Below are 21,380 nucleotides of genomic sequence, written 5' to 3'. Positions count from 1 at the left end.
GAGAAGCGGGCCATGATCCTGACCCCGATATTCCTCACCGCCGCCGCGGCGCTGATGCAACCCGCCGCCGAGCCCGCGCCCGCCGCGCCGGACCCCGCTTATCTCGCCGAGCAGCGCCAGGCGCTTGACGCGCTGAGCGAGGCCGACGGCTGGCGCACCACGCCGTCCGGCCTCAAATATCGCGTCCTCATCGGCCGTGGCACCGGCGAGCGACCGACCGTCCAGGACCGCGTGATGGTCCATTATGTCGGCCGCTTCGTGAATGGCGAAGTGTTCGACTCCTCGGTGGAGCGGCGCGAGGCGGCGACCTTCCCATTGGGCCGGCTGATCCGCGGCTGGCAGGAAGGCATTCCGATGATGAGCGTCGGCGAGCGCTGGGAGTTCGCGGTTCCCGCCGAGCTCGCCTACGGCGCCGGCCGCGGCCCGATCCCGGGCGGCGCGACCCTGTTCTTCAAGGTCGAGCTGATCGACATCGTCGACGAGGAGCCTGCGCAGCGCTAGGCGCGCCGCGGCCCGGACCATGACCGCTCCCACGCTCACGCATCTGGACGCCTTGGAAGCCGAGGCGATCCACATCATGCGCGAGGTCGTCGCCGAGTGCGAGCGGCCGGTCATGCTCTATTCGTGCGGCAAGGACAGCTCGGTGATGCTTCACCTGGCGAAGAAGGCCTTCTTCCCGGCGCGGCCGCCTTTCCCGCTCCTCCATGTCGACACGACCTGGAAGTTCCGCGCGATGTACGCCCTCAGGGACAAGGTCGCGGCGGAAAGCGGAATGGAGCTGATCGTCCACCGCAATCCGGAAGCCGAGGCGCAGGGCATCAATCCGTTCGACCATGGCAGCCGCCACACCGATGCGTGGAAGACGGAAGGGCTCAAGCAGGCGCTCGACCAGCACGGCTTCGACGCCGCGTTCGGCGGCGCCCGGCGCGACGAGGAGAAGAGCCGCGCCAAGGAGCGCATCTTGTCATTCCGCTCGGCGAGCCACCGCTGGGACCCGCGCACCCAGCGGCCCGAGCTGTGGAACCTCTACAATGCCCGCAAGGCGACGGGCGAGACGATCCGGGTCTTCCCGCTGAGCAATTGGACCGAGCTCGACGTCTGGCAGTACATCTATCGCGAGGGGATCGAGATCGTCCCGCTCTACCTCGCTGCGCCGCGGCCGACGGTCGAGCGTGACGGCATTATCGTGATGGTCGACGACGAGCGCTTTCCGCTGCGCAACGGCGAGCAGGTGATCGAGCGCACGGTCCGCTTCCGCACCATGGGCTGCTATCCCCTGACCGGCGCCACTGAGAGCAATGCGCGGACCTTGCCCGAGGTGATCGCCGAAATGCTCACCGCGACCACCTCCGAGCGCCAGGGCCGGGCGATCGACCACGACCAGCCGGCGAGCATGGAGCGCAAGAAGGCCGAGGGATATTTCTGACGTGGCCGACGCGTACGCACCCGCAGATGCCCGCGCCGCGGTCGAGGCTTTTCTCGCCGCCAACCAGGCCACGTCGCTGCTGCGCTTCATCACCTGCGGGTCGGTGGATGACGGCAAGTCGACGCTGATCGGGCGGCTGCTCTACGATGCCAAGCTGCTGTTCGAGGATCAGGTCGAGGCGCTGGAGGACGGGGGGCTCGACTTCGCCTCGCTCGTCGACGGGCTGTCGGCGGAGCGCGAGCAGGGCATCACCATCGACGTCGCCTACCGCTATTTCGCGACCGACAAGCGCAAGTTCATCGTCGCCGACGCGCCCGGCCACGAACAGTACACCCGCAACATGGCGACCGGCGCCTCGACCGCCGACGCGGCGGTGATCCTGGTCGACGCGCGCAAGGGCGTCCTGAACCAGACGCGCCGGCACAGCTATATCGCGGCCCTGCTCGGCATCCGCGAGGTGGTGCTGGTGGTCAACAAGATGGACCTGGTCTTCAACGATCAGGCCGTCTTCAATCTTATCGCGGCTGAATACCGGGCCGTGGCCGACAAACTCGGCATTGGCGCGGTCCAGGCGATCCCGGCCGCGGCGCTGCACGGCGACAATGTCAGCCGCAAGAGCGCGGCGATGCCCTGGTATGACGGGCCGACGCTGATCGAGCAGCTGGAGCGCATTCCGGTGCGGACCGCGGATGCGGCGGCGGAACCGTTCCGAATGGCGGTGCAGTGGGTGAACCGCGCCGGCCAGGACTTCCGCGGCTATGCCGGCACCATCAGCAGCGGCTGCGTGCGGCCGGGCGACACCGTGCGCATCCTTCCCGGCGAGGCGCGCTGCGTCGTCGACCGCATCGTCACCGCGGACGGCGACCTCGACGAGGCGGTGGCGGGGCAGGCGGTGACGCTGACCTTCACCGAGGAAGTGGGCTGTGCGCGCGGCGACGTCATCGCGGCGGCGTCCCAGCCGCCGAGCGTCGCCGACCGGCTCGACGCGATGCTGGTGTGGATGGCGGGCGAGCCTTTGGTGCCGGGCCGCGCTTACTGGTTGAAGATCGGGACTCAATTGGTGAGCGCCAGCGTCGCGCGGGTCGTCGACTTGGTCGACATGGCGACTCTGGAGCCGCGCCACGGCGAGGCGCTCCACCTCAACGACATCGGCCGCTGCGAGCTGGTCCTCGACCGGCCGGTGGTGGCGCTGCCTTATGCCGAGAGCCGCGACTTCGGCGGCTTCATCCTGATCGACCGGGCGAGCAACGGCACCGTCGCCGCCGGCATGGTGCAGGCGCTGCCGGATTCGGCAGGCGAGCCGGCCGCCGAGCATGGCCATGGCCGAATATTGTGGCTCAGCGGAGCGCCCGACGAGCGGATCGCCTTCGCCCGCCGTTACCAGCAGCGCATGCAGGCGCGCGGCCGCCCGACCGTGGTGCTGGACGAGGAAGGACTTCAGGTCGGGTTGAACAGCGACCTGTCGGGGCCCCACGCGGAACCCGAGCGCCAGCGCCGCATCCGCGAGCTCGCGCGGATGATGAGCGAGGCGGGGCTGGTCGTCCTGGTCGCCACCGACATGCCGGCCGACGAGCGTCACGGCACTTCGGTCGACGTCTCGAAGGGTGATCTGCCCGACGATTAAACCGGCGCGGAGCGTCCGAAGAACAGCGCGAAGGACGGCCGCGCCTGGCCGATCAGCATGACCATGCCCGTGACGGCGCGCAGGCCGGCGGCTTCGGCAGAGGCGAGCAGCGGCGTGCGTTCCGGCCGATAGACCATGTCGAGCACCGTAGCGCTGGGCGCCGCGGAGGGGAGGGCGGCGAGGATCGCGGGCGGCATCGGCATGCCTCCCCGCAGGCCGAGCGGGGTCGCGTTGATGACGACCGAGGCGCCAACGATCTCCTCTCCCGCGAACGGTGCGGCGCGAACGCGGCCGGGAGCGCGGCGGCACAGGAGAGCCGCCCGGTCGGGGTCGCGCGCGAGCAGCACGATGTCGGCGGCCCCCTGTTCCAGCAGATGGTCGACGGCCGGCGCCGCGGCCCCGCCGGGGCCGAGAATGACCGTCTTGCGGCCGGCGATTTCCGCCGAGCCGAGCGCGGCGGCAATGCCCGTGATGTCACTATTGTCGCCGACGAGGGCGTCGCCGTCGCGGAAGACGCAATTGACGGCTCCGATCCGCTCGGCGGCGGAAGTGAGGCGGTCGACCAGCTTCGCGATGGCGATCTTGTGCGGAGAAGTGACGTTGCAGCCGCGCCAGTCGGGATCGGCGCGGCGGGCGGCGAGGTAGGTGGGCAGCCCCTCCGGCGTGACCGGGGTGGCCTCGTAGCGCGCGTGCAGGCCCAGCGCCGCGATCCAGCGGGTGTGGATCGCGGGAGAGAGGGAATGGGCGACGGGATCGCCGATCACCTCCGCATAAACGTCAGGCATCGAGCGGCTGGCGCTGCCGGTCGAGGAAGGCCGCGATCTCGTCGAGCGGCACGTCGTCCACCACGAAAGCCTGGCCGATGCCGCGGGCGAGGATCAGGCGCACCTTGCCGTTGGCCGCTTTCTTGTCGTGGCGGATTCGCTCGGCGAGGCGCTCGCCGTCGGCGGCGAGCCCGGCCTCGTCGAGGGTCGTCGGGAGGGCCACCGCGCGCAGGTGCGATTCCACGCGCTCGGCGTCCTCGGCGGGGCACAGGCCGTGTTCGGCGGACAGGCGGAAGGCGAGGCACAGGCCGATCGCCACCGCCTCGCCATGAAGCAGGCGATAGCCGGTCTCCGCCTCGATCGCGTGGGCGAAGCTGTGGCCGAGGTTGAGGAGGGCGCGGCGACCCGCCTCGTCGCGCTCATCCTCCGCGACGATGGCGGCCTTCATGCCCACGCACAAAGCGATGGCCTGCTCGCGTGCGGCCTGGTCGCCGGCGAGCAGGATCGGCCCGTTGGCCTCGCACCAGGCGAAGAAGTCGGGGTCGGAAATGAGCCCGTATTTGACGATTTCGGCATAGCCGGCGCGAAGCTCGCGGACGGGGAGGCTGTCGAGGCAGTCGGGGTCGATCAACACCAGGCTCGGCTGGTGGAAGGCGCCGACCATGTTCTTGCCCGCGGTGGTGTTGATCGCGGTCTTGCCGCCGACCGCGCCGTCGACCATCGCGAGCAGGCTGGTCGGCACCTGGACCAGGCCGACGCCGCGCTTGAGGATCGAAGCGGCGAAGCCGGCGAGGTCGCCGATCATGCCGCCGCCGAACGCGACGATGTGATCGTCGCGCCCGACGCCGCGGGCGGTGAGATCGTCGATCAGGCGGGCGAGGTGCGACCAGTCCTTGCTCTCCTCGCCGGGCGCGATGACGATGCCGTCGGGCTCGAGGCCGGCGCGGTTGAGGCCCGCCGTGAGCCGGTCGCCCTGCGCGGCGAGCACGTTGCGGTCGGTGACGACGACGATTCGGCCGTCGCGGGCATAGGGCGCGAGCATCTGGCCGGCCCAGTCGAGGCCGCCGGATTCAATGCGGACCGGATAGGCGCGGTCGCCGAGCTCGACGTTCACGAGGGTCATCGACGTTCTCCGCATTGCGCGCGATCGAGCAATTTGTGGTCGGCCAGCACGAGCGCCACCATCGCCTCGATCACGGGCGCGCCGCGGATTCCGACGCAAGGATCGTGGCGTCCTTTCGTCGAGATCTCGGTGTCGCGGCCGGCTCCGTCGATCGTCGCCACGGGCCTGGCGATGGACGAGGTCGGCTTGAACGCGGCGCGAAGCACGATCGGCTGGCCGGTTGAGATCCCGCCCAAGATTCCGCCGGCATGGTTGGACTCGAAATCAGGGCCGGCCGCGCGGGATCGCATCGCATCGGCATTGTCCTCACCGCGAAGCCGGGCGGCGCCGAAGCCGTCGCCGATCTCGACGCCCTTCACCGCGTTCACCGACATGGCGGCGGCGGCGAGCTCGGCGTCAAGCTTGGCGTAGACCGGCGCCCCCCAGCCCGCCGGCACTCCGGTCGCGACGCATTCGACCACCGCGCCGAGCGAGGAGCCTTCCTCGCGCGCCGCCTCGATCGATCGCGACCAGCGAAGCGCCGCGGCGGGATCGGGGCAGAAGAAGGGGTTGGAGTCGATCTGGCCTTCGTCGAAGTAGGAGCGCTCGATTGGGTCGCCGCCCAGCTCCACGAGATATGCGCGCAAGGCCACCTCCGGAATGACCAGCCGGGCGACGGCGCCGGCGGCGACCCGCGCGGCGGTCTCGCGGGCCGAGCTGCGCCCGCCGCCGCGCCAGTCGCGCAGGCCATATTTGGCCTCGTAGGTATAGTCGGCATGGCCGGGGCGGTAGGCGCCGGCATTGGCCGCATAGTCGGCGGGGCGGGCGTCGACATTGTCGATCATCAGGCTGATCGGCGTGCCGGTGGTGCGACCCTCGAACGTGCCGGAGAGGATTCGGACGCGGTCGGGCTCCTGTCGAGCGCTGGTCACCGGGCTGCCGCCGGGGCGGCGGCGATCGAGCCAGGGCTGGATGTCGGCTTCGCTCAAAGCGAGGCCGGGCGGGCAGCCGTCGATCACCGCGCCGATGGCGGGCCCGTGGCTCTCGCCCCAGGTCGAGAAACGGAACACGCGGCCGAAGCTGTTGACCATCAGGCGTCCTCGATGCGGGCGCCGAGGCCGCGCATCAGGTCGGCGAAGCCGGGGAAGCTGGTCGCGATCATCTCGGCGCCGTCTACGCATACCGGGGCGGCGCTGGCCAGCCCCAGCACGGCGAACGCCATGGCGATGCGATGGTCGCCATGCGCCGCGACCTCGGTACCGCCGGGCGCCGCCCCGCCGCGAATGCGGAGGGTGTCGCCTTCGACCTGCACGGAAACGCCGCAGGCGGCGAGCCCGTTGGCGATGGCGGCGAGGCGATCGCTTTCCTTGTGCCTGAGCTCGCCGAGGTCGTGCATCGCCGTCCCGCCCTGGGCAAAGGCGGCGGCGACGGCCAGCAACGGATATTCGTCGATCATCGCAGGCGCGCGCGCCGCTGGAACCTCGACTCCGCGCAGGCGCGACGCGCGGGCGAGGACGTCGGCCACCGGCTCGCCACCGACCTCGCGCCGGTTCGCCAGCTCGATTTCGCCGCCCATGTCCCGAAGGGTTTCGAACAGCCCGATGCGGGTCGGATTGATGCCCACGCCGCGGACGGTGACCTGCGACCCTGGAACGAGAAGCGCCGCGACGACCAGGAAGGCGGCGGACGAGGGGTCGCCCGGCGCCGGGACGTCCGTGCCGCGCAGCCGTCCGGCTTCGTCGAGGAACAGCGGCAGCATGCGCTCGCTATGGTCGCGGCTGGGCTGCGTCTCGATCACTCGGGTCGGGCCATCGGCGCCCAGGCCGGCGAGCAGGATGGCCGACTTCACCTGCGCCGACGCCACCGGCATCGCATATTCGATCCCGCGAAGACGCCCCCCATGCACCGTGATCGGCAACGTGTCGCCGCCTTCGATGCGGGCGCCCATCTGGCGAAGCGGCTCGGTCACCCGCCGCATCGGCCGCCGCGACAGGGACGAGTCTCCCACGAAGGTCGCGCTGATTGGCCGCCCGGCGACGGCGCCCATCAGCAGGCGCGCGGTGGTGCCGCTGTTGCCGCAGTCGATCGGCGCGTCGGGCGAGCGCCACGGGCCGCCGCGCACGCGCCAGATGTCGCCGTCGCGCGCGACATCGGCACCGAGCGCGCGCACCGCCGCGACCGTGCGCATCACATCGTCCGATTCCAGCAGGCCGGTTATCCGCGTCTCGCCCTCGGCCATCGCGCCGATGATCAGCGCGCGGTGCGAGATCGACTTGTCTCCGGGAACCGCGACCTCGCCGCGAAGGGGCGCTCCCGGATGCGCGGTCAGCTTCATGGCCGGCTGATCGACCGCGGGCGCGCTGGAGGCAAGCTTTACTGGTCTTGAGCCGGGACCTAGACGCGCTGCTGCAACATTGCGGGCGTATCAGGCGCCCGAAAGCGCCGGCCGGGAGTCATGGGTTCGATGTCGGTTGAAATGAGCAGGGAAGGCGTCGCCAAGTCCTACGACCGCCTCGCGCCGGTCTATGACTGGCTGTTCGGCCCGGTGTTCCGCAAGGGCCGTGCCGAGTCCATCCGGGTCGCGGAGAAAGCGGCGGGGAAGGGCGGCCGGATCCTCGAGATCGGCGTCGGCACCGGCATTTCCCTGCCTTTCTACTCGAAGGACACGCGGCTGGTCGGCGCCGACATCTCCGAGGACATGCTGAAGCTCGCCCGAAAGCGCGTCGAGAAGCTCGGCCTCGCCAATGTCGAATCGATTGAGGCCGGTGACGCCGAGAACCTCCGCTTCGAGGATGACAGCTTCGACGTGGTCGTGGCGCAATATGTCGTCAGCGCGGTGCCGAACCCGCACAAGGCGCTCGACGAGTTCGCCCGCGTCGTGAAGCCGGGCGGCGAGATCGTCATCGCCACCCGCCAGGGCGCCGAGCGCGGCCTGCGCAAGAGCATCGAGAAGACCTTGATGCCGGTCACCACCAAGCTCGGCTGGCGCACCGATTTCCCCTTCGCCCTGTTCACCGACTGGGCGGCCGGGCGGCCCGATATCCGGCTGGTCGAGCGCAAGCCGCTGCCGCCGCTCGGGCACTTCGCCTTGCTGCGCTTCGAGAAGCTCAAGGACGGCGCTCAGGCTATCGCGGCCTCGGCGAGGCCTCTATAATCGCCGAGATAATGAAGGGGCGATGATGCCGGGCTTTCGGGAAGAATTGGCGACCCAGCGGTGGGACGACCACCGTTTCTATCACCACAGCCTGGTGAACCAGAGCCTTCACTTCCTGTCGGCCTGCACCTTCCTGCTTTGCTATGCCCTGCTCTTCGTCGATGCGGCGGTGGCGAGCCTGATCGCCTGGACGGTGGCGATGTGGAGCCGCCAGTCGGGCCATTTCTTCTTCGAGCCGAAGGGCTACGACAGCGTCAACGCCGTGACCCACGCCTATAAGGAAGAGGTCAAGGTCGGCTACAATCTGTTCCGCAAATGGGTGCTCATGGGCATCTGGGCGGGCCTGCCGCTGGCGCTCGCCATCGACCCGACCTTCCTCGGCCTGTTCGCGCCGGCCGAGAATTGGTGGCAGCTCGCGCGCCAGGTCGGGTGGCTGTGGCTCGGCCTCGGCGCCGGCGGCCTCGCTTTCCGCGTCATCCAATTGTGCTTCACCCGCGGCGTCCAGACCGGCCTCGTCTGGGGCACCAAGATCGTCACCGACCCGATCAACGACTTCAGATTGTACCGCAAGGCGCCCGCCCGCCTGCTGCGCGGCGAGAAGTACGATCACGGGCTGGTGCCCGCGGAATAAGCCGCTCTCGCGGCACGGACGTGAAGGGCGCTGCCGGCGGGGCGGCGCCCTTTTACGTCAGAAGATGATCCAGAGGATGATCAGCAGGAGGATGAGGCCGCCGAGGCTGATGCCGATGCGCATGCAATTTGCTCCCTGTCGTTACGCAGGGTGAACGACGCCGGAGCGCGCTCGTTCCGGCCGGAAATCTAACCTCCAGTTCCGTGGACCCGAAAGTGATCGGGCGCGTTTGGCAAGCCATGGAAAACACGGCATTAATAACCAAAGCGCTGACCTACGGCGTCGGCACCTTTCTCGTCGCGCTGCCCAGCATGATGGTCACCTATTGGATGATGTAGGCAGGCGCCTCACTTGTAGGCGATCGCGGCGCTTGCCGGGCCTGCCAGCGGCAGCACCTCGCAGCGCTTGAAGCCCGCCTCCAGGCACCAGCCCTCGAAATCGGCCCCGGTGAAGTCGAAGGCGTCGCCGAACTCGATCAGCATATTGAGCGACATCATCAGCCCGAAGGCGTTCTGCCGCCGCTCGTCGTCGATGATGTTCTCGATCGCCACGAACGCGCCGCCCTCCGGCAGCGCGTCATAGGCCTTGGCGATGAGCTGCTTCTTCTTGTCGAGGTTCCAGTCGTGGAGGATCATCCCCATGGTGATGAGGTCGGCCTTGGGGAAATCGTCGGCGAAGAAGTCGATCGTGCCGGTGGCGAGGCGGCCGTCGAGGCCCGCGCTCTTGATGCGCCGCTCGGCGATCGGCTGGACGACGGGCAGGTCGTAGGACACCGAGCTGATATGGCCGTGGCGCTGGGCGACGATGGTCGCGAGCTGGCCGGTGGCGCCACCGATGTCGGCATGGGTCCGGTAGGGCGTGAAATCGAACTTGTCGGCGAAGGCGTTGAAATTGGCCATCGACACGCCCGTCATCGCGTCCATGAACTGCTCGAGCCGCGCCGGATCGGCGTAAAGCTCGTCGAACATCGGTTTGCCCGAATGCTTGACCTCGTTCTGAGGCTGGCCGGTCTTCAGCGCCGGCGTGAGATCGGCCCAGAAGCGGTAGAGGCGGGCGTTCGCCATCTCGAGGATGCCGCCGATATAGGACGGCTGGTTGCGGTCGAGGAACTGGGCGGTCGCGGGCGTATTGGCGTAGCGCGCCGCCGCGCCGTCGCCGGTGCGCTCAAGCATGCCGATCGCGACCAGCGCGTCGAGGAAGTCATAGGTGCCGCGCGGGTGGAGGCCGAGCGCCTGCTCGATCTCGGCGCCGGTCAGAGGCCCTCCGGACAGCTCGGTGAACAGGCCGAGCTCGACCGCGCTCAGCAATATTTTCGACGGCCAGAAGCCCATGCCGATCTGCAGGATCTGCTCCGGCCCAACCTCATTGTGCATGACGAAATCTCCCGCGCTCTCTTGGAAAGCGCGGGAGACTAGGGGCCAGTCCGGCCGGTTCAGGTCCGCTGCGACCGGAGCGCGCGGCGGCTCGACCGAGCGACCAAAGCCGCCCGGCCTGCGATGCGCGTGCCTTAGAAGCCGAGCCTCATCGCCACCGAGGCCTGGCTGCGGTCGCCCTGGTCCTGGCCGATCGTAGTCGATCCGGCGACCTGCACGGTGAGGCCGTTGGTGATGTGCAGGTTGGCGCCGAGCGAGACGCGCCCGTAGGTCTCGTCGTTGCCGGCGACGACCCACTGGTTGACGATCTCCGGCGCCGCCGTCGCGGCATAAAGGATGGTGCGCGGATCGTCGTCGAGTTCCTTGTCGACGGTGGCCGACAGGAACGGCGCGACGCGGCTACCGCCAATGTCGAAATCGCCGTTCATCTCAACGCCGAGGCTGCCGACCAGCTGGTCGACGTCCTGATCGGACACGTTGAGCGTGAGCACCGGGTCGCCGGTCTCGGTGAAGCCGTCGATCTCGGCCTTGGCGTAGCCGATGCCCGCGACCGGGCCGACGCGGACCTGGCCAAGGTCGAACAGATAGCCGACTTGGCCGCCGGCGACGATCGTATCGGCGTCGGTTTGACCCTGGATCTCGTCGATCACCGCGTCGCGGCGGATGTCGAGATTGCCCTGGCCGATGCCGCCATAGGCCTCGACGAACAGGCCGCCGCTCGACCAGGAGCCGTAGGCGCCGATCTGGACCATGCCGCTGTCGACGCTTCCGGTTCCGCTGAGGAATTGCGTGTCGCCTTGCGACAGGCTGGCGGCTGCGCCGATCAGCCAGGGGCCGCCGTCATATTCGACGCCGCCGGTGGCGCTCCATCGCTCGGCGCGGAAGGCGAGGCTGGTCTCCGTATCGTCCATGCCGCGCTGGCCGTAATCGGCGCCGAAGAAGACGCGCAGCGGCGGGCCCTCGCCGGCTTCGTCCGCCGAGTTGAGGTCGAGCCGGTCCTGGAGCGACTGGCCGAACGAGTCCGCGGCGAGCATCACCGTCTCGCCCTGCGCCTCAAGCTGGAGCGGCGCCTCGAGCTGGCGCACCGCATAGGCGCCGACGATGGCGAAGCCGGCCGAGGTCAGGTGGACATTGTCCGCGTAGAACAGGAAGTTGTCCGCGCGTCCCGCGGCGACGTCTGCGGCCGTGGCTGCTCCGGCGCTCTGCAGACCGTAGGCGCCGGGGTTAGCCTGGACGCGGTCGCCGATCAGGTTGAGATTGAGATAGTTCACGATCACGCCCTGGTTGGCGAAGCTGGCGAGGCTCGTCCGCATCCCCTGGTTGAAGGCGCTCGAGAAAGCGGTGCCCGCCGGGGCGCTGGGTTGGCCGACGGCTTCCGGCAGCCGGCCGACATCGCCGGCGAGGAAGGTGATGTTGCGCGCTCCGGCATTGACGAGCGCGGTAAGACCGGCGGTGGCCTCGGTCACGCGCGGAGCCGCGGCTGCCGAGGCGCCTGCTACCGTGCCGCCGCCGAGCCGGTAGGCGCGAGCGTCGTTGCCGCCGATCGAGATGACGAGCAGGTCCTGCGGATTGAACGTCCCAGCTACGCGTGGGAAGGCGGCAGGACCGCCCCCGGCGAGGAACGACTGATATTCGAGCTGAAAGCCGAGACCCGGGATTCCGTTGATGTTTCCGGTCCCGGTGTACGCGCCGCCGATCGCGAAATTGTCGACTGGCCGCCCGAGCAGCAGCGACATGGTGTCGACGAAGTTGGTGCCGTTGCTGAAGCGGCCATTCGGATAGGCGGCGGGCCTCGGAATGCCGGTCAGCTCAAAGAAATTGCCGTCGTCGGCATAGGAATCGCCGAACGCGATGATGCGGTCGACCCGCTGTGCCTGGGCCGGCGCGGCGATGGATGCCCCGGCCAGCAACATGGCCGTCGTGGCGAGCAGGCGCGACGCGAACTTGGTCATTTCTTACTTTCCCCTACGTAAAGGCCGCTGTCTGACGCAGCGTGCCGAAAACTCCCGCGACACCATGGTGTGCGGCCAACAAGACCTTGGCAAGACGGGTTTATCCGCAAGCGGCGAATAGTTGTGGATTCAGCCGGCGATCTTCCTGCCGAGCGTTTCCTTGAGGATCTGGCGCTTGATCTTCTTGTCGGTGAGGCGCTCGTCGCCGCGCCACCAGCCGTCGTCCTGCATCGCCCGGGCGGCGACGACGAAGCGCTCGCTCACTGCCTCGAAGTCGGCATCGCTGTAGTTGAGGCTGAAGATCAGGCGGCCGGTGCCGACCCAGCTCAGCATCAGCCCGTGGGCGCGCAGATAATATTGGAACATCCAGTTGTAGCGCGACGGCTGCGCATAGCCGACCGTCCAGATGCTCGACAGGTTCGTGATTCGCGGAGACAGTTCTTCCGCCTCGAGCCGCGCGTTCAGCGAAGCGGCGCGCGCGTTCCAGCGCTCGTCGATGCCGTCATAGATCGCGCGCACCTCCGCGCTGTCGAGCCGGCGCAGGAAGGCGTTCATCGCGCCCATCACATAGGGGTGCGAATTGAACGTGCCGCGCGCGATCAGCGGGTCGGCCGGCTTGTCCTCCTTGAACCGCCGCATGAGGTCGGCGCGGCCGGTGAGGACGCCGACGGGAAGGCCGCCGCCGAGCGACTTGCCGTAGGTGATCATGTCGGGCTCGACTCCGAAATATTCGCGCGCGCCGCCGGGGGCGAGGCGGAAGCCGACGAACACCTCGTCGAAGATCAGCACGATGCCGGCTTCGCGGCAGGTGTCGGCGAGGCGCCGCAGCCACGCGCCATAGGCCTCGCGGTCGGCGGGCTGCGACGAGCGCCCCGCAATCAGCGCGGAATCGGCCGGCGCGGCGCTGTTGGGGTGAAGCGCCTGCAGCGGATTGACCAGCACGCAGGCGATGTCCCTGCGCGTCTTGAGCACGTGAAGCGTCTGCTCGGACATGTCGGCGAGCGTGTAGGTGCGTTCGGCGGGAACGGGGTTGCCGATGCCGGGCTGAACGTCGCCCCACCAGCCATGATAGGCGCCGGCGAAACGGACGAGATGCGACTTGCCGGTATGGTAGCGGGCGAGGCGCACCGCCTGCATCACCGCTTCGGTGCCCGACATGTGGAACGAGACTTCGTCCATCCCCGACACCGCGCGGAGGCGCGCGACATTGTCCGCGACGACCGGGTGGAACAGGCCAAGCACCGGCCCCAATTCGGCGACCATCGCGGCGCCTTCCGCGATCGTCTCCTTGTAGAAATCGTAGCCGAACAGGTTGACGCCGTAGCTGCCGGTGAGGTCGTAGAAGTCGTTGCCGTCGAGGTCGGTGACCATCACGCCGTGGGACGACTGGAGGAACACGCCGCTCGGCAGCCTGTCGCGGACGATGCGGCTGAACTGGAACGGCACCCGGTAGGTCGAGGTGAACTGGAGGTCGGACAGGCCCTCGCGCGTCTCCCTGGTCAGCGCCAGCGTCTTGGCGAAGCGGCTGTGGAAGTCCTCGGACATCCGCTCAAACGCGGCTCGGCGCCGGTCCGCGACGTCCAGCGGCGGGTCGTCGGCGGTGAAGAATTTGGCCTCGTCATATTCGTAGAAGGGGATCATGCCGGCGACGTGCTTGGCCATCTTGGCATGGCCGGCGAGGCCGGGATGCTTGGCCCGCGACAGGTCGAGGCGCTTCTTGCCCTTGGCGAAGCCGAGCGTGAGGAGCGCGGCCGCCGCCGACGCGACGGCGAGATTTCGGCGTTTCATTCGCGTGACCTGCTCTATATGGGCGCCGCCCCCGCGGCCCTCGTTCGGAAAGCGACTGCTCGTCATGCGCTCTGCCCTGCACAGACTTGTCGCTCAAGAGGATCTGAACTTTCTCCTCACCAACCGCCTGCCGCGGCGGCTGACGACGCGGTTCATGGGCTGGTTCTCGAAGATCGAGAACCCGGTGGTGCGCAGGACCTCGATCGCCGCGTGGAAGCTGTTCACCGACCTCGACCTGTCGGAGGCGGCGACGACCAAGTTCCGGTCGATGCACGACGTGTTCACCCGCCGGCTCAAGCCCGGCGCGCGGCCTGTCGATCCGCATCCGGAGATCCTCGCGAGCCCGTGCGACGGCATCGTCGGCGCCTGCGGCCGCATCGACGGCGACCATCTCTACCAGATCAAGGGCTTCCCCTACACGCTCCGCGACCTGCTCGGCGACGAGGCCGACAGCGGCACGTTCCGCAACGGCCGCTTCGCGACGATCCGGCTGACCAGCTCGGACTATCACCGCTTCCACGCGCCCCACGATCTGGTCGTGGAAGGGGTCACCTACATTTCCGGCGACACCTGGAACGTGAACCCGATCGCGCTGAAACGGGTCGAGAAACTGTTCTGCAAGAACGAGCGGGCATTGGTCCATTGCCGCCTGCAACCGTCCGGCCATCCGATCATGCTGGTGCCGGTCGCGGCGATCCTGGTGGCCAGCATCCGCTTCCATTTCTGCGACACGGTGCGGCACCTGCGCCCGCGCCACGAGATCAACCGCCGCCGCCGCACGGGCGGTTTCGGGCGCGGCCTGCGCACCAGGCGGCGGGGCGGCGGCGCCAGGCTCGGCGTCGTGCACCGCATTCCCTGCCTGGCGGATATGGCCAAGGGGGCGGAGATGGGCTGGTTCGAGCATGGCTCGACCATCATTATGTTCGCTCCGGACGGCTTCGATCTGGCCGACGGCATCGGCGAGGGCGCGCGCATCAAGGCCGGCCAGGCGCTGATGCGGGTCCCGGCGGAGGTGCGCGCCGAAATCGGCGAATAGAGGTTCGGCTCGTCGGAAGAGCGATGCGGTTCAACCGTATCGGCACCGTAAGAACCGCAACACAGGAACCAAAAAGTTAACGCGGCGTTCGGCGGGCCAATCGGCTATGTTGTTCGAATTCCGCAACGATTGTTCAGCGCCCTGTCCTGGTTTCGCCCGTTGAGGCGAAGCCTTCGGCGCATCCCCGCCTGTTCCTGCCGGGATTATTATGGGTGCGCGATTCGTTCTCCATTGGCCGGGACCAGTGGAGGAGAATGAGTCGATGTGCAGGATTTGCGCCGGCCGCGATGCCGCGACGATCGATAGCTTCTACAAGCCGCTTTACGGACTGACCCCCGACGGGGTCGGCGACCTGAAGCCGCCGGTCACGCCGGAGCTTCTCATCACCACCGACAACGTTCCCGACGCCCCCGACACCGTCGGCAACAGCAATCCGACGATCACCGTCACCGGCCCGGGCGTGACGACGCCGATCATCTCCACCATCGATACGATCGGCGACCAGGATTTCTATCAGGTCACCCTGACCGCCGGAGTCACCTACGAAATTGGCCTTTATTCCTTCAACGGAGGCCCCAACGCGGTCGGGCTCACCGATCCCTATCTCGAACTGTACGGCGCCGACGGCACTACGTTCATCGTCAGCGCGGATGGCGGCGCCAACACGCCGTACAACGAACTGAATTCGGGCTTCGACGTCCTGTTGACCTACACGCCCGAGGTGAGCGGCACCTTTTATGTCAACGCCCGCGCCTTTTCCAATTCGCCGGCGACGTCGACCGGGGACTCGGTCGGCGACTATGAGCTGTTCGTCCGCGAGCAGGACCCGAACGACCCCAACATCTACACGCCCTATTATGACGTCGACAGTCCGCTCTACGCGATCGACTGGGGGACGCAGGTCAACCGAGTCAACCAGTCGGTCCGCAATCCCGACGGTGACGAGGGCACGCGCGACACCGGCAACGACCCGGGCACGCCGACCTATACGAGTTTGATCGACATTCCCGCCCTCGCCGAGGCGCAGGGCAAGGACATCACCGGCAAGAACGTCATCACCATTTATTTCGCCAAGCCGGGCGATGTGTTCGTCTCGAACGACCCGACCAATCCCGGCTTGCCGCCCGCGACCATCACCGCGGTGGCGATCCAGGAATTCGAATATAATGCGGTGTGGACCGCTCTCGGCGAGTTCGAGAAGGTGGCCGACGTCGTCTATCTCGAGGTCCAGGACCGCAGCCAGGCGGACTTCATGTACACCAGCTACATCGGCACGCCTGGCCCCGGCGTCTCGCTGCTCGGATCGATGAGCCCGCCCGACGAGAGCGACGAGGGCCTCGCCCAGTTCAATTCCGGCGACGAGCGCTGGAACGCGCGCGACCTCGCTCAGGGCGGCTTCTCGTTCGTCACCCTGATCCACGAGTTCGGCCACGGCCACGGCCTCGCCCACCCGCACGACAATGGCGGCCGCTCGGGCATCATGAACGGAGTCGAGCAGGAAACCGCGACCTCCGTCGCCAATTACACGACCGGCGATTTCGAGCTCAACCAGGGCGTCTTCACGATGATGTCCTATGAGGACGGCTGGCAGAGCTCGCCCTACGGCAACGCGCCGACCAATGTCGGCTACGGCTATCTCGGCGGGCTGATGGCGTTCGACATCGCCGCCATCCAGGACAAATATGGAGTCAACGAGGACTGGGCGACCGGGAACGACACCTATGTGATGAAGGACGTCAACGCCGCAGGCACCTATTTCTCGTCCATCTGGGACGGCGGCGGCACCGACCAGATCGTCTATAACGGCGCCCGCAACGCGACGATCGATCTGCGCGCCGCGACCCTCCAATATGAAGTGGGCGGCGGCGGCCGCGTCTCCTTCGCCAATGGCATCCATGGCGGCTACACCATCGCCAATGGAGTCACGATCGAGAATGCGACGTCGGGTGCCGGCAACGACACGCTGATCGGCAACGATGCCGGCAACAGCCTGCGCGGCAATGGCGGCAACGACCATCTCGTCGGCAACGGCGGCAATGACTTCCTCGACGGCGGCGCCGGAATCGACCGGATGGAAGGCGGCCTCGGCAACGACCGCTACTTCGTCGACGCCGGTGACACGATCGTCGAGCTGGACGGCGAGGGCATCGACGTCGCGTCAGCCCGCACCAACTACGCGCTGGGGCTCGGCGTCTCGATCGAGCTGCTCAGCACCGCCGACTACCGGCTGACCGACAGGATCGATCTCACCGGCAACGAGCTCAACAACCAGTTGGTCGGCAATAACGGCGTCAACCACCTGCGCGGCGGCGCCGGCATGGACACGCTCAAGGGCCTCGAAGGCAACGACACGCTCGACGGCGGCACCGGCACGGATCGGCTCGAGGGCGGCCTCGGCAACGACATCTATTATGTCGATGGCGGCGACGTGGTGGTCGAGCTCGCAGGTCAGGGCCTCGATTATGTCTGGGCGCGGACCAGCTACACCCTGACCGCGGGTGCCGAGGTCGAGGTGCTTGGCACGGCCGACTATCGGCTCACCGAGGCGCTCGACCTCACCGGCAACGAGTTCACCAACTCGATGACCGGCAACAACGGCGCCAACACCCTGCGCGGCATGGGCGGCAGCGACAACATCAAAGGTCTCGACGGCAACGACGTGCTCGACGGCGGCGCCGGTCTCGACCTGCTGACCGGCGGCGCGGGCGCCGACACCTTCCGCTACGCTTCGACGAGCGACAGCGTGCTGGGGGCTGCCGACCGGATCCAGGACTTCCTGTCCGGGGTCGACAAGATCGACCTGTCCGCGATCGACGCCGTCGCCGGTACCACGGTCAACGACGCCTTCTCGTTCATCGGCAACGCGGCCTTCTCCGGCACCGCCGGACAGCTGCGCTACGAGGTCGTCGGCGGAATCGGCAATCTCTACGGCGACACCAATGGCGACGGCCTCGCCGATCTCCACATCGTCGTCACGAACGGCGCGCCGATCGTGACCAGCGATTTCATGTTGTGAGGCCCGGAGGCGGCGGGGGTCCGAACGATCAGGCCGCCGCCGCTTTTTCCGCTCCCGCGGCGGCGGTCGCGGTCATCGTCACATAGTCGAGCTTGCCGGTGCCGAGCACCGGCAGCGCGTCCACCACCCGGACGTCCCTGGGCACCGACAGCTCGGTGACTCCGTTGCCGCGGGCCCAAGCCTGGAGCGCTGCCGCGGCGGCGGTCGGCTCGGTGGTGAACAGCACGAGCTGCTCGCCCTTCTTCGGGTCCGGACGGGTGACGACGGCATGGTCGGCGTTCGGCCACACAGCGGCGGCATAGCCCTCGACCGCAGGCAGCGAGACCATCTCGCCGCCGATCTTGGCGAAGCGTTTGGCGCGGCCGCGGATCGTCACGAAGCCTTCCTCGTCGACGGTGACGATGTCGCCGGTGTCGTGCCAGCCGCCCTCGGGGGGCTGGAGCACGCCGGGCGCGTCGGCCTTGAGATAGCCGGCCATGATGTTGGGGCCGCGAATCGCGAGGCGCTTGCCATTGTCGATTCCGGGCACCTCGTCGAGCCGCGCCTCGACTCCGGGCAGCAGGCGCCCGACGGTGCCGGGGCGGAAGTGCATCGGCGTGTTGACCGCGATGACCGGCCCCGCCTCGGTCGCGCCATAGCCTTCGAGGATGCGCAGGCCGAACTTGTCCGCATAGGTCTTGCGCGTCTCGTCGCGCACCCGCTCGGCCCCGGCGAAGATGTAGCGAAGGGCGTAGAAATCGTAGCTGTGTGCCATGCGGGCATAGCCGGCGAGGAAGGTGTCGGTGCCGAACAGGATGGTGGCGTTGGCGTCGTAGGCGAGCGCCGGCACGATGCGGTAGTGGAGCGGGCTCGGATAGAGGACCGTCTTCACGCCGTTGAGGATCGGCAGGAGCGTTCCGCCGGTCAGGCCGAAGCTGTGGAAGACCGGCAGCGCGTTCAGGACGATGTCGCTCGGGTTGAAGTCGATTCGCGCGGCCAGCTGCAGGCAGTTCGACAGCAGGTTGCGGTGAGTGAGCACGACGCCCTTGGGCAGGCCCTCCGAGCCCGAGGTGAACAGGATCACCGCCGGCGCGTCGGGCGACAGCTTACGGCGCGCGAGCAGCCGTCGGGCGAAGCGGGCGCCGATCATCGCGCGCAGCTTGGCGCCGGTGCCGATCGTCGCGGCGACGTCCTCGAGATAGAGGATCGAGCGGCCGTCCGCCTCGAGGCCGGCGACGACATCCTGCAACTTGGCCTGTTCGACGAAGGCGCGGGCGGTGACGATGGTCTTCACTTCCGCGGCGATGCAGGCGGCCTTCAAATTGGTGAGACCCGCGGTGTAGTTGAGCATCGCCGGCACGCGGCCGAGGCCCTGGAGCGCGAAGAAGCTCACCACCGCGCCGTTGACGTTGGGGAGGAGCAGGCCGACCGCCTCGCCCTCAGCCGTGCGCGCCTTGAAGGCGCGGCCGAGCGCCTTGGTCCCGACGATAAGGCGTGAATAAGTGAGCGGCTCGCGCTTCACGTCCTCGACCACCTGGGCCTTGCCGCCATGGATCGCTTTGGCGTCGAGCAGTGCCTCGTAGAGGGTACGGCTGGTGTCCGACGTCTCGAAGATCATGCCGCTCATCACGTCGTAGAGCTGGCGCCCGGCGGCGGCGCGGCGCGCCCGCGCGGACATCTCGCCCGCCACCGCGAAGCGGCGCGGCGGCAGCACGGTCAGCCGGATCTTGGGGAAGCGGCGCAGGCGGACCTTGCCCTTGAGCCGCGAGAAGCGGGTGTACTGGGCGCCGTCGATGCGTACAGGGACGACCGGAGCGTCGGCCTTGTCGGCGACCATGCCGGGGCCGTCGAACACCTTCATCAGAGCGCCCGTGACCGTGATCCGTCCTTCCGGGAAGATGACCAGCGTGTTCCCTTCCTTCACCGTCTTGACCATCGCCTTGGCGGCCATGGGGTTGGTCGGGTCGAGCGGGAAGGCCTTGAACAGCTTCATCGCCAGCCGCGCCCACCATTGCCGGGCGACGGCGCTGTGGATGGCGAAGGTCGGCTTGCCGGGCAGGAAGGCGGCGAGCAGCAGACCGTCGAGGTACGAGACGTGGTTGACCACCACCACCGCGGGCTGGCCGGGCTTAGGCATATGCTCCGCGCCGGTGATTTCGACCCGGTAGAAGAGGCGCAGCAGACCTTTGACGAGCGCCTTGATCACCGTCTCCGGCAGCAGCCAGCAGGAGATGAGCGCCACAACGAGCGTGGCCGCGCCCATCGCGCCGATCACGCCGGGAACGCCGATGCCGGCCATCACCATCAGCGCGATGACGCCGATCACCACGACGCCGACCGCGGCGTTGACGATATTGTTGGCGGCGATTCGGCGGGAGCGCTCCTCGGCCGGGCCGCTGGTCTGCAGGATCGCGTAGAGCGGGACGACGAACATGCCGCCTGCGAAGGCGATGAAGAACAGGTCGACGAGGATTCGGATCGAGGCGAAGGAGCCGGCGAAGCTGCGCCAGTTGGATGCGACCTCGCCAGGCACGAAGCCGCGCGTCGCGAGCCACAGGTCGATCATGAAGGCGGCGAGGATCAGCGCCGACACCGGCACGTAGCGGCCGGAAATCTCGCCCTTGAGCAGGCGGTTGACGGTGACCGAGCCGAGCGCGACGGCGACCGAGAAGACGATCAGGAACAGGTTGGCGACGCTCGGGTCGCCGCGAAGCACGCCGTCGACCAGCGGCGTGAACTGTGACAGCATCACCGCGCCCACGGCGAAGAACCAGCTGATGCCCAGGATGCACAGCCACACGCCCGGGCCGTGCTTGGCGACCGCGATCAGGCGCTTGCTGCTGCGCCACGGATTGGGATCGATGACGAGCCCCGCCGCCGACGACGGGGCGGCCGGGATGGCGAGGGAGGCGACGAAGCCGAGCAGTGCGAGGCCCATCGCGGTCAGACCGGCATACCAGGGCGCGATGATGCCGGCCATGAGCTGCCCCGACAGAATGGCGAGGAAGGTGCCGGCCTCGATCAAGCCGGTGCCGCCCATCACCTCGTCGCGGTGAAGGTGCTGAGGGATGATCGCGTACTTGGCCGGCCCGAACAGCGTCGAATGGCAGCCCATCAGGAACAGGCCGGCAAGCAGCAGCGGGATCGACTGGAGCGCAAAGCCGGTGAGGCCGATGCCCATGATGGCGATCTCGGCCGCCTTCACCCAGCGGATGAGCCGCGCCTTGTCCCACGCGTCGGCGATCTGGCCGGCGACGGCGCCGAACAGGAAATAGGGCAGGGTGAACAAACCGGTCGCGACCAGTGCCAGCATCGCCGCCCGCTCCGGCTCGCCGGCGAAGATCGTGTAGGTCGCGAGGAACAGCATCGCGAACTTGAACAGATTGTCGTTCAGCGCGGTGAGGAACTGAACCAGGAACAACGGGCCCAGCCGGCGGGTGCCGAGCAGCGAGAATTGCGGTGCGGACATCGGTTATCCTCCCCCGGGGCCGCGCGATTCGGCGCCCTCAGCCTGCTTGTCTCATTAAATTGATCA

At 68.1% G+C, this 21,380-nt stretch carries 15 protein-coding genes; 7 read left to right on the top strand and 8 right to left on the bottom strand.

Going from position 1 to position 21,380, the window contains the following annotated elements:
• Nucleotides 1-12: 12 nt before the first annotated feature.
• The 3 genes from G7B71_RS02285 to G7B71_RS02275 are packed head-to-tail and all read left to right on the top strand — an operon-like array spanning nucleotide 13 to nucleotide 3,050.
• Nucleotides 13-501 carry an FKBP-type peptidyl-prolyl cis-trans isomerase gene (locus tag G7B71_RS02285; protein WP_166037458.1) on the top strand — a complete coding sequence of 163 codons (489 nt, stop codon included), beginning with the start codon at nucleotides 13-15 and terminating at the stop codon, nucleotides 499-501.
• A 19-nt stretch (nucleotides 502-520) separates the two neighbouring features.
• The gene (gene cysD / locus G7B71_RS02280) at nucleotides 521-1,426 is read left to right on the top strand and encodes a sulfate adenylyltransferase subunit CysD (RefSeq protein ID WP_243406062.1); all 906 of its coding nucleotides are present in this window, start codon (nucleotides 521-523) and stop codon (nucleotides 1,424-1,426) included.
• A gap of 1 nt (nucleotide 1,427) precedes the next feature.
• The gene (locus tag G7B71_RS02275; RefSeq protein ID WP_166037456.1) at nucleotides 1,428-3,050 is read left to right on the top strand and encodes a GTP-binding protein; all 1,623 of its coding nucleotides are present in this window, start codon (nucleotides 1,428-1,430) and stop codon (nucleotides 3,048-3,050) included.
• On the opposite strand, the gene G7B71_RS02270 is transcribed toward G7B71_RS02275, so the two are convergent.
• From G7B71_RS02270 to aroA, 4 genes are read right to left on the bottom strand one after another with little or no spacing between them, the layout of a single operon-like run.
• The gene (locus G7B71_RS02270) at nucleotides 3,047-3,835 is read right to left on the bottom strand and encodes a shikimate dehydrogenase (RefSeq protein ID WP_166037454.1); all 789 of its coding nucleotides are present in this window, start codon (nucleotides 3,833-3,835) and stop codon (nucleotides 3,047-3,049) included. The genes G7B71_RS02275 and G7B71_RS02270 overlap by 4 nt on opposite strands.
• Nucleotides 3,828-4,937 (bottom strand): 3-dehydroquinate synthase, encoded by a 1,110-nt coding sequence (gene aroB, locus G7B71_RS02265; protein ID WP_166037452.1) that lies wholly within the window; start codon nucleotides 4,935-4,937, stop codon nucleotides 3,828-3,830. Before aroB ends, G7B71_RS02270 begins: the two co-directional genes overlap by 8 nt.
• Nucleotides 4,934-6,010 (bottom strand): chorismate synthase, encoded by a 1,077-nt coding sequence (gene aroC / locus G7B71_RS02260; RefSeq protein ID WP_166037560.1) that lies wholly within the window; start codon nucleotides 6,008-6,010, stop codon nucleotides 4,934-4,936. Before aroC ends, aroB begins: the two co-directional genes overlap by 4 nt.
• A complete protein-coding gene (gene aroA, locus G7B71_RS02255; RefSeq protein ID WP_166037449.1) occupies nucleotides 6,007-7,251 on the bottom strand; it encodes a 3-phosphoshikimate 1-carboxyvinyltransferase in 1,245 nt (414 codons plus the stop codon). The genes aroC and aroA overlap by 4 nt, the downstream gene beginning before the upstream one ends.
• A gap of 141 nt (nucleotides 7,252-7,392) precedes the next feature.
• On the opposite strand from aroA, the gene G7B71_RS02250 reads away from it, so the two are divergent.
• Nucleotides 7,393-8,070, top strand: coding sequence for a methyltransferase domain-containing protein (locus G7B71_RS02250; RefSeq protein WP_243406061.1), 678 nt, complete (start codon nucleotides 7,393-7,395; stop codon nucleotides 8,068-8,070).
• 22 nt (nucleotides 8,071-8,092) lie between these two features.
• A complete protein-coding gene (locus G7B71_RS02245) occupies nucleotides 8,093-8,701 on the top strand; it encodes an Mpo1-like protein (protein ID WP_243406060.1) in 609 nt (202 codons plus the stop codon).
• 347 nt (nucleotides 8,702-9,048) lie between these two features.
• Here G7B71_RS02245 and G7B71_RS02240 read toward each other — a convergent pair whose 3' ends face one another.
• From G7B71_RS02240 to G7B71_RS02230, 3 genes are all read right to left on the bottom strand, one after another.
• Nucleotides 9,049-10,074 carry a methyltransferase gene (locus G7B71_RS02240; protein WP_166037445.1) on the bottom strand — a complete coding sequence of 342 codons (1,026 nt, stop codon included), beginning with the start codon at nucleotides 10,072-10,074 and terminating at the stop codon, nucleotides 9,049-9,051.
• A 134-nt stretch (nucleotides 10,075-10,208) separates the two neighbouring features.
• A complete protein-coding gene (locus tag G7B71_RS02235) occupies nucleotides 10,209-12,026 on the bottom strand; it encodes an autotransporter domain-containing protein (RefSeq protein WP_166037443.1) in 1,818 nt (605 codons plus the stop codon).
• Between the two features lie 129 nt (nucleotides 12,027-12,155).
• The gene (locus G7B71_RS02230; protein WP_166037441.1) at nucleotides 12,156-13,814 is read right to left on the bottom strand and encodes an aminotransferase class III-fold pyridoxal phosphate-dependent enzyme; all 1,659 of its coding nucleotides are present in this window, start codon (nucleotides 13,812-13,814) and stop codon (nucleotides 12,156-12,158) included.
• Nucleotides 13,815-13,878: 64 nt separating this feature from the next.
• Here G7B71_RS02230 and asd point away from each other — a divergent pair, with 64 nt between their 5' ends.
• Nucleotides 13,879-14,850 carry an archaetidylserine decarboxylase gene (gene asd / locus G7B71_RS02225; RefSeq protein WP_166037439.1) on the top strand — a complete coding sequence of 324 codons (972 nt, stop codon included), beginning with the start codon at nucleotides 13,879-13,881 and terminating at the stop codon, nucleotides 14,848-14,850.
• 262 nt (nucleotides 14,851-15,112) lie between these two features.
• On the top strand, nucleotides 15,113-17,866 hold the full coding sequence (locus G7B71_RS02220) for a M10 family metallopeptidase C-terminal domain-containing protein (RefSeq protein WP_166037437.1): 2,754 nt from the start codon (nucleotides 15,113-15,115) through the stop codon (nucleotides 17,864-17,866).
• Nucleotides 17,867-17,894: 28 nt separating this feature from the next.
• Here the strand turns inward: G7B71_RS02220 and G7B71_RS02215 are convergent, their stop codons facing one another.
• Nucleotides 17,895-21,314, bottom strand: coding sequence for an acyl-[ACP]--phospholipid O-acyltransferase (locus G7B71_RS02215; RefSeq protein ID WP_243406059.1), 3,420 nt, complete (start codon nucleotides 21,312-21,314; stop codon nucleotides 17,895-17,897).
• Nucleotides 21,315-21,380 lie beyond the last annotated feature (66 nt).

This window comes from Sphingosinicella sp. YJ22 (genome assembly GCF_011320075.1).
Taxonomy (GTDB): Bacteria; Pseudomonadota; Alphaproteobacteria; order Sphingomonadales; family Sphingomonadaceae; genus Allosphingosinicella.
This window is presented reverse-complemented; position numbering and strand designations above follow the sequence as displayed.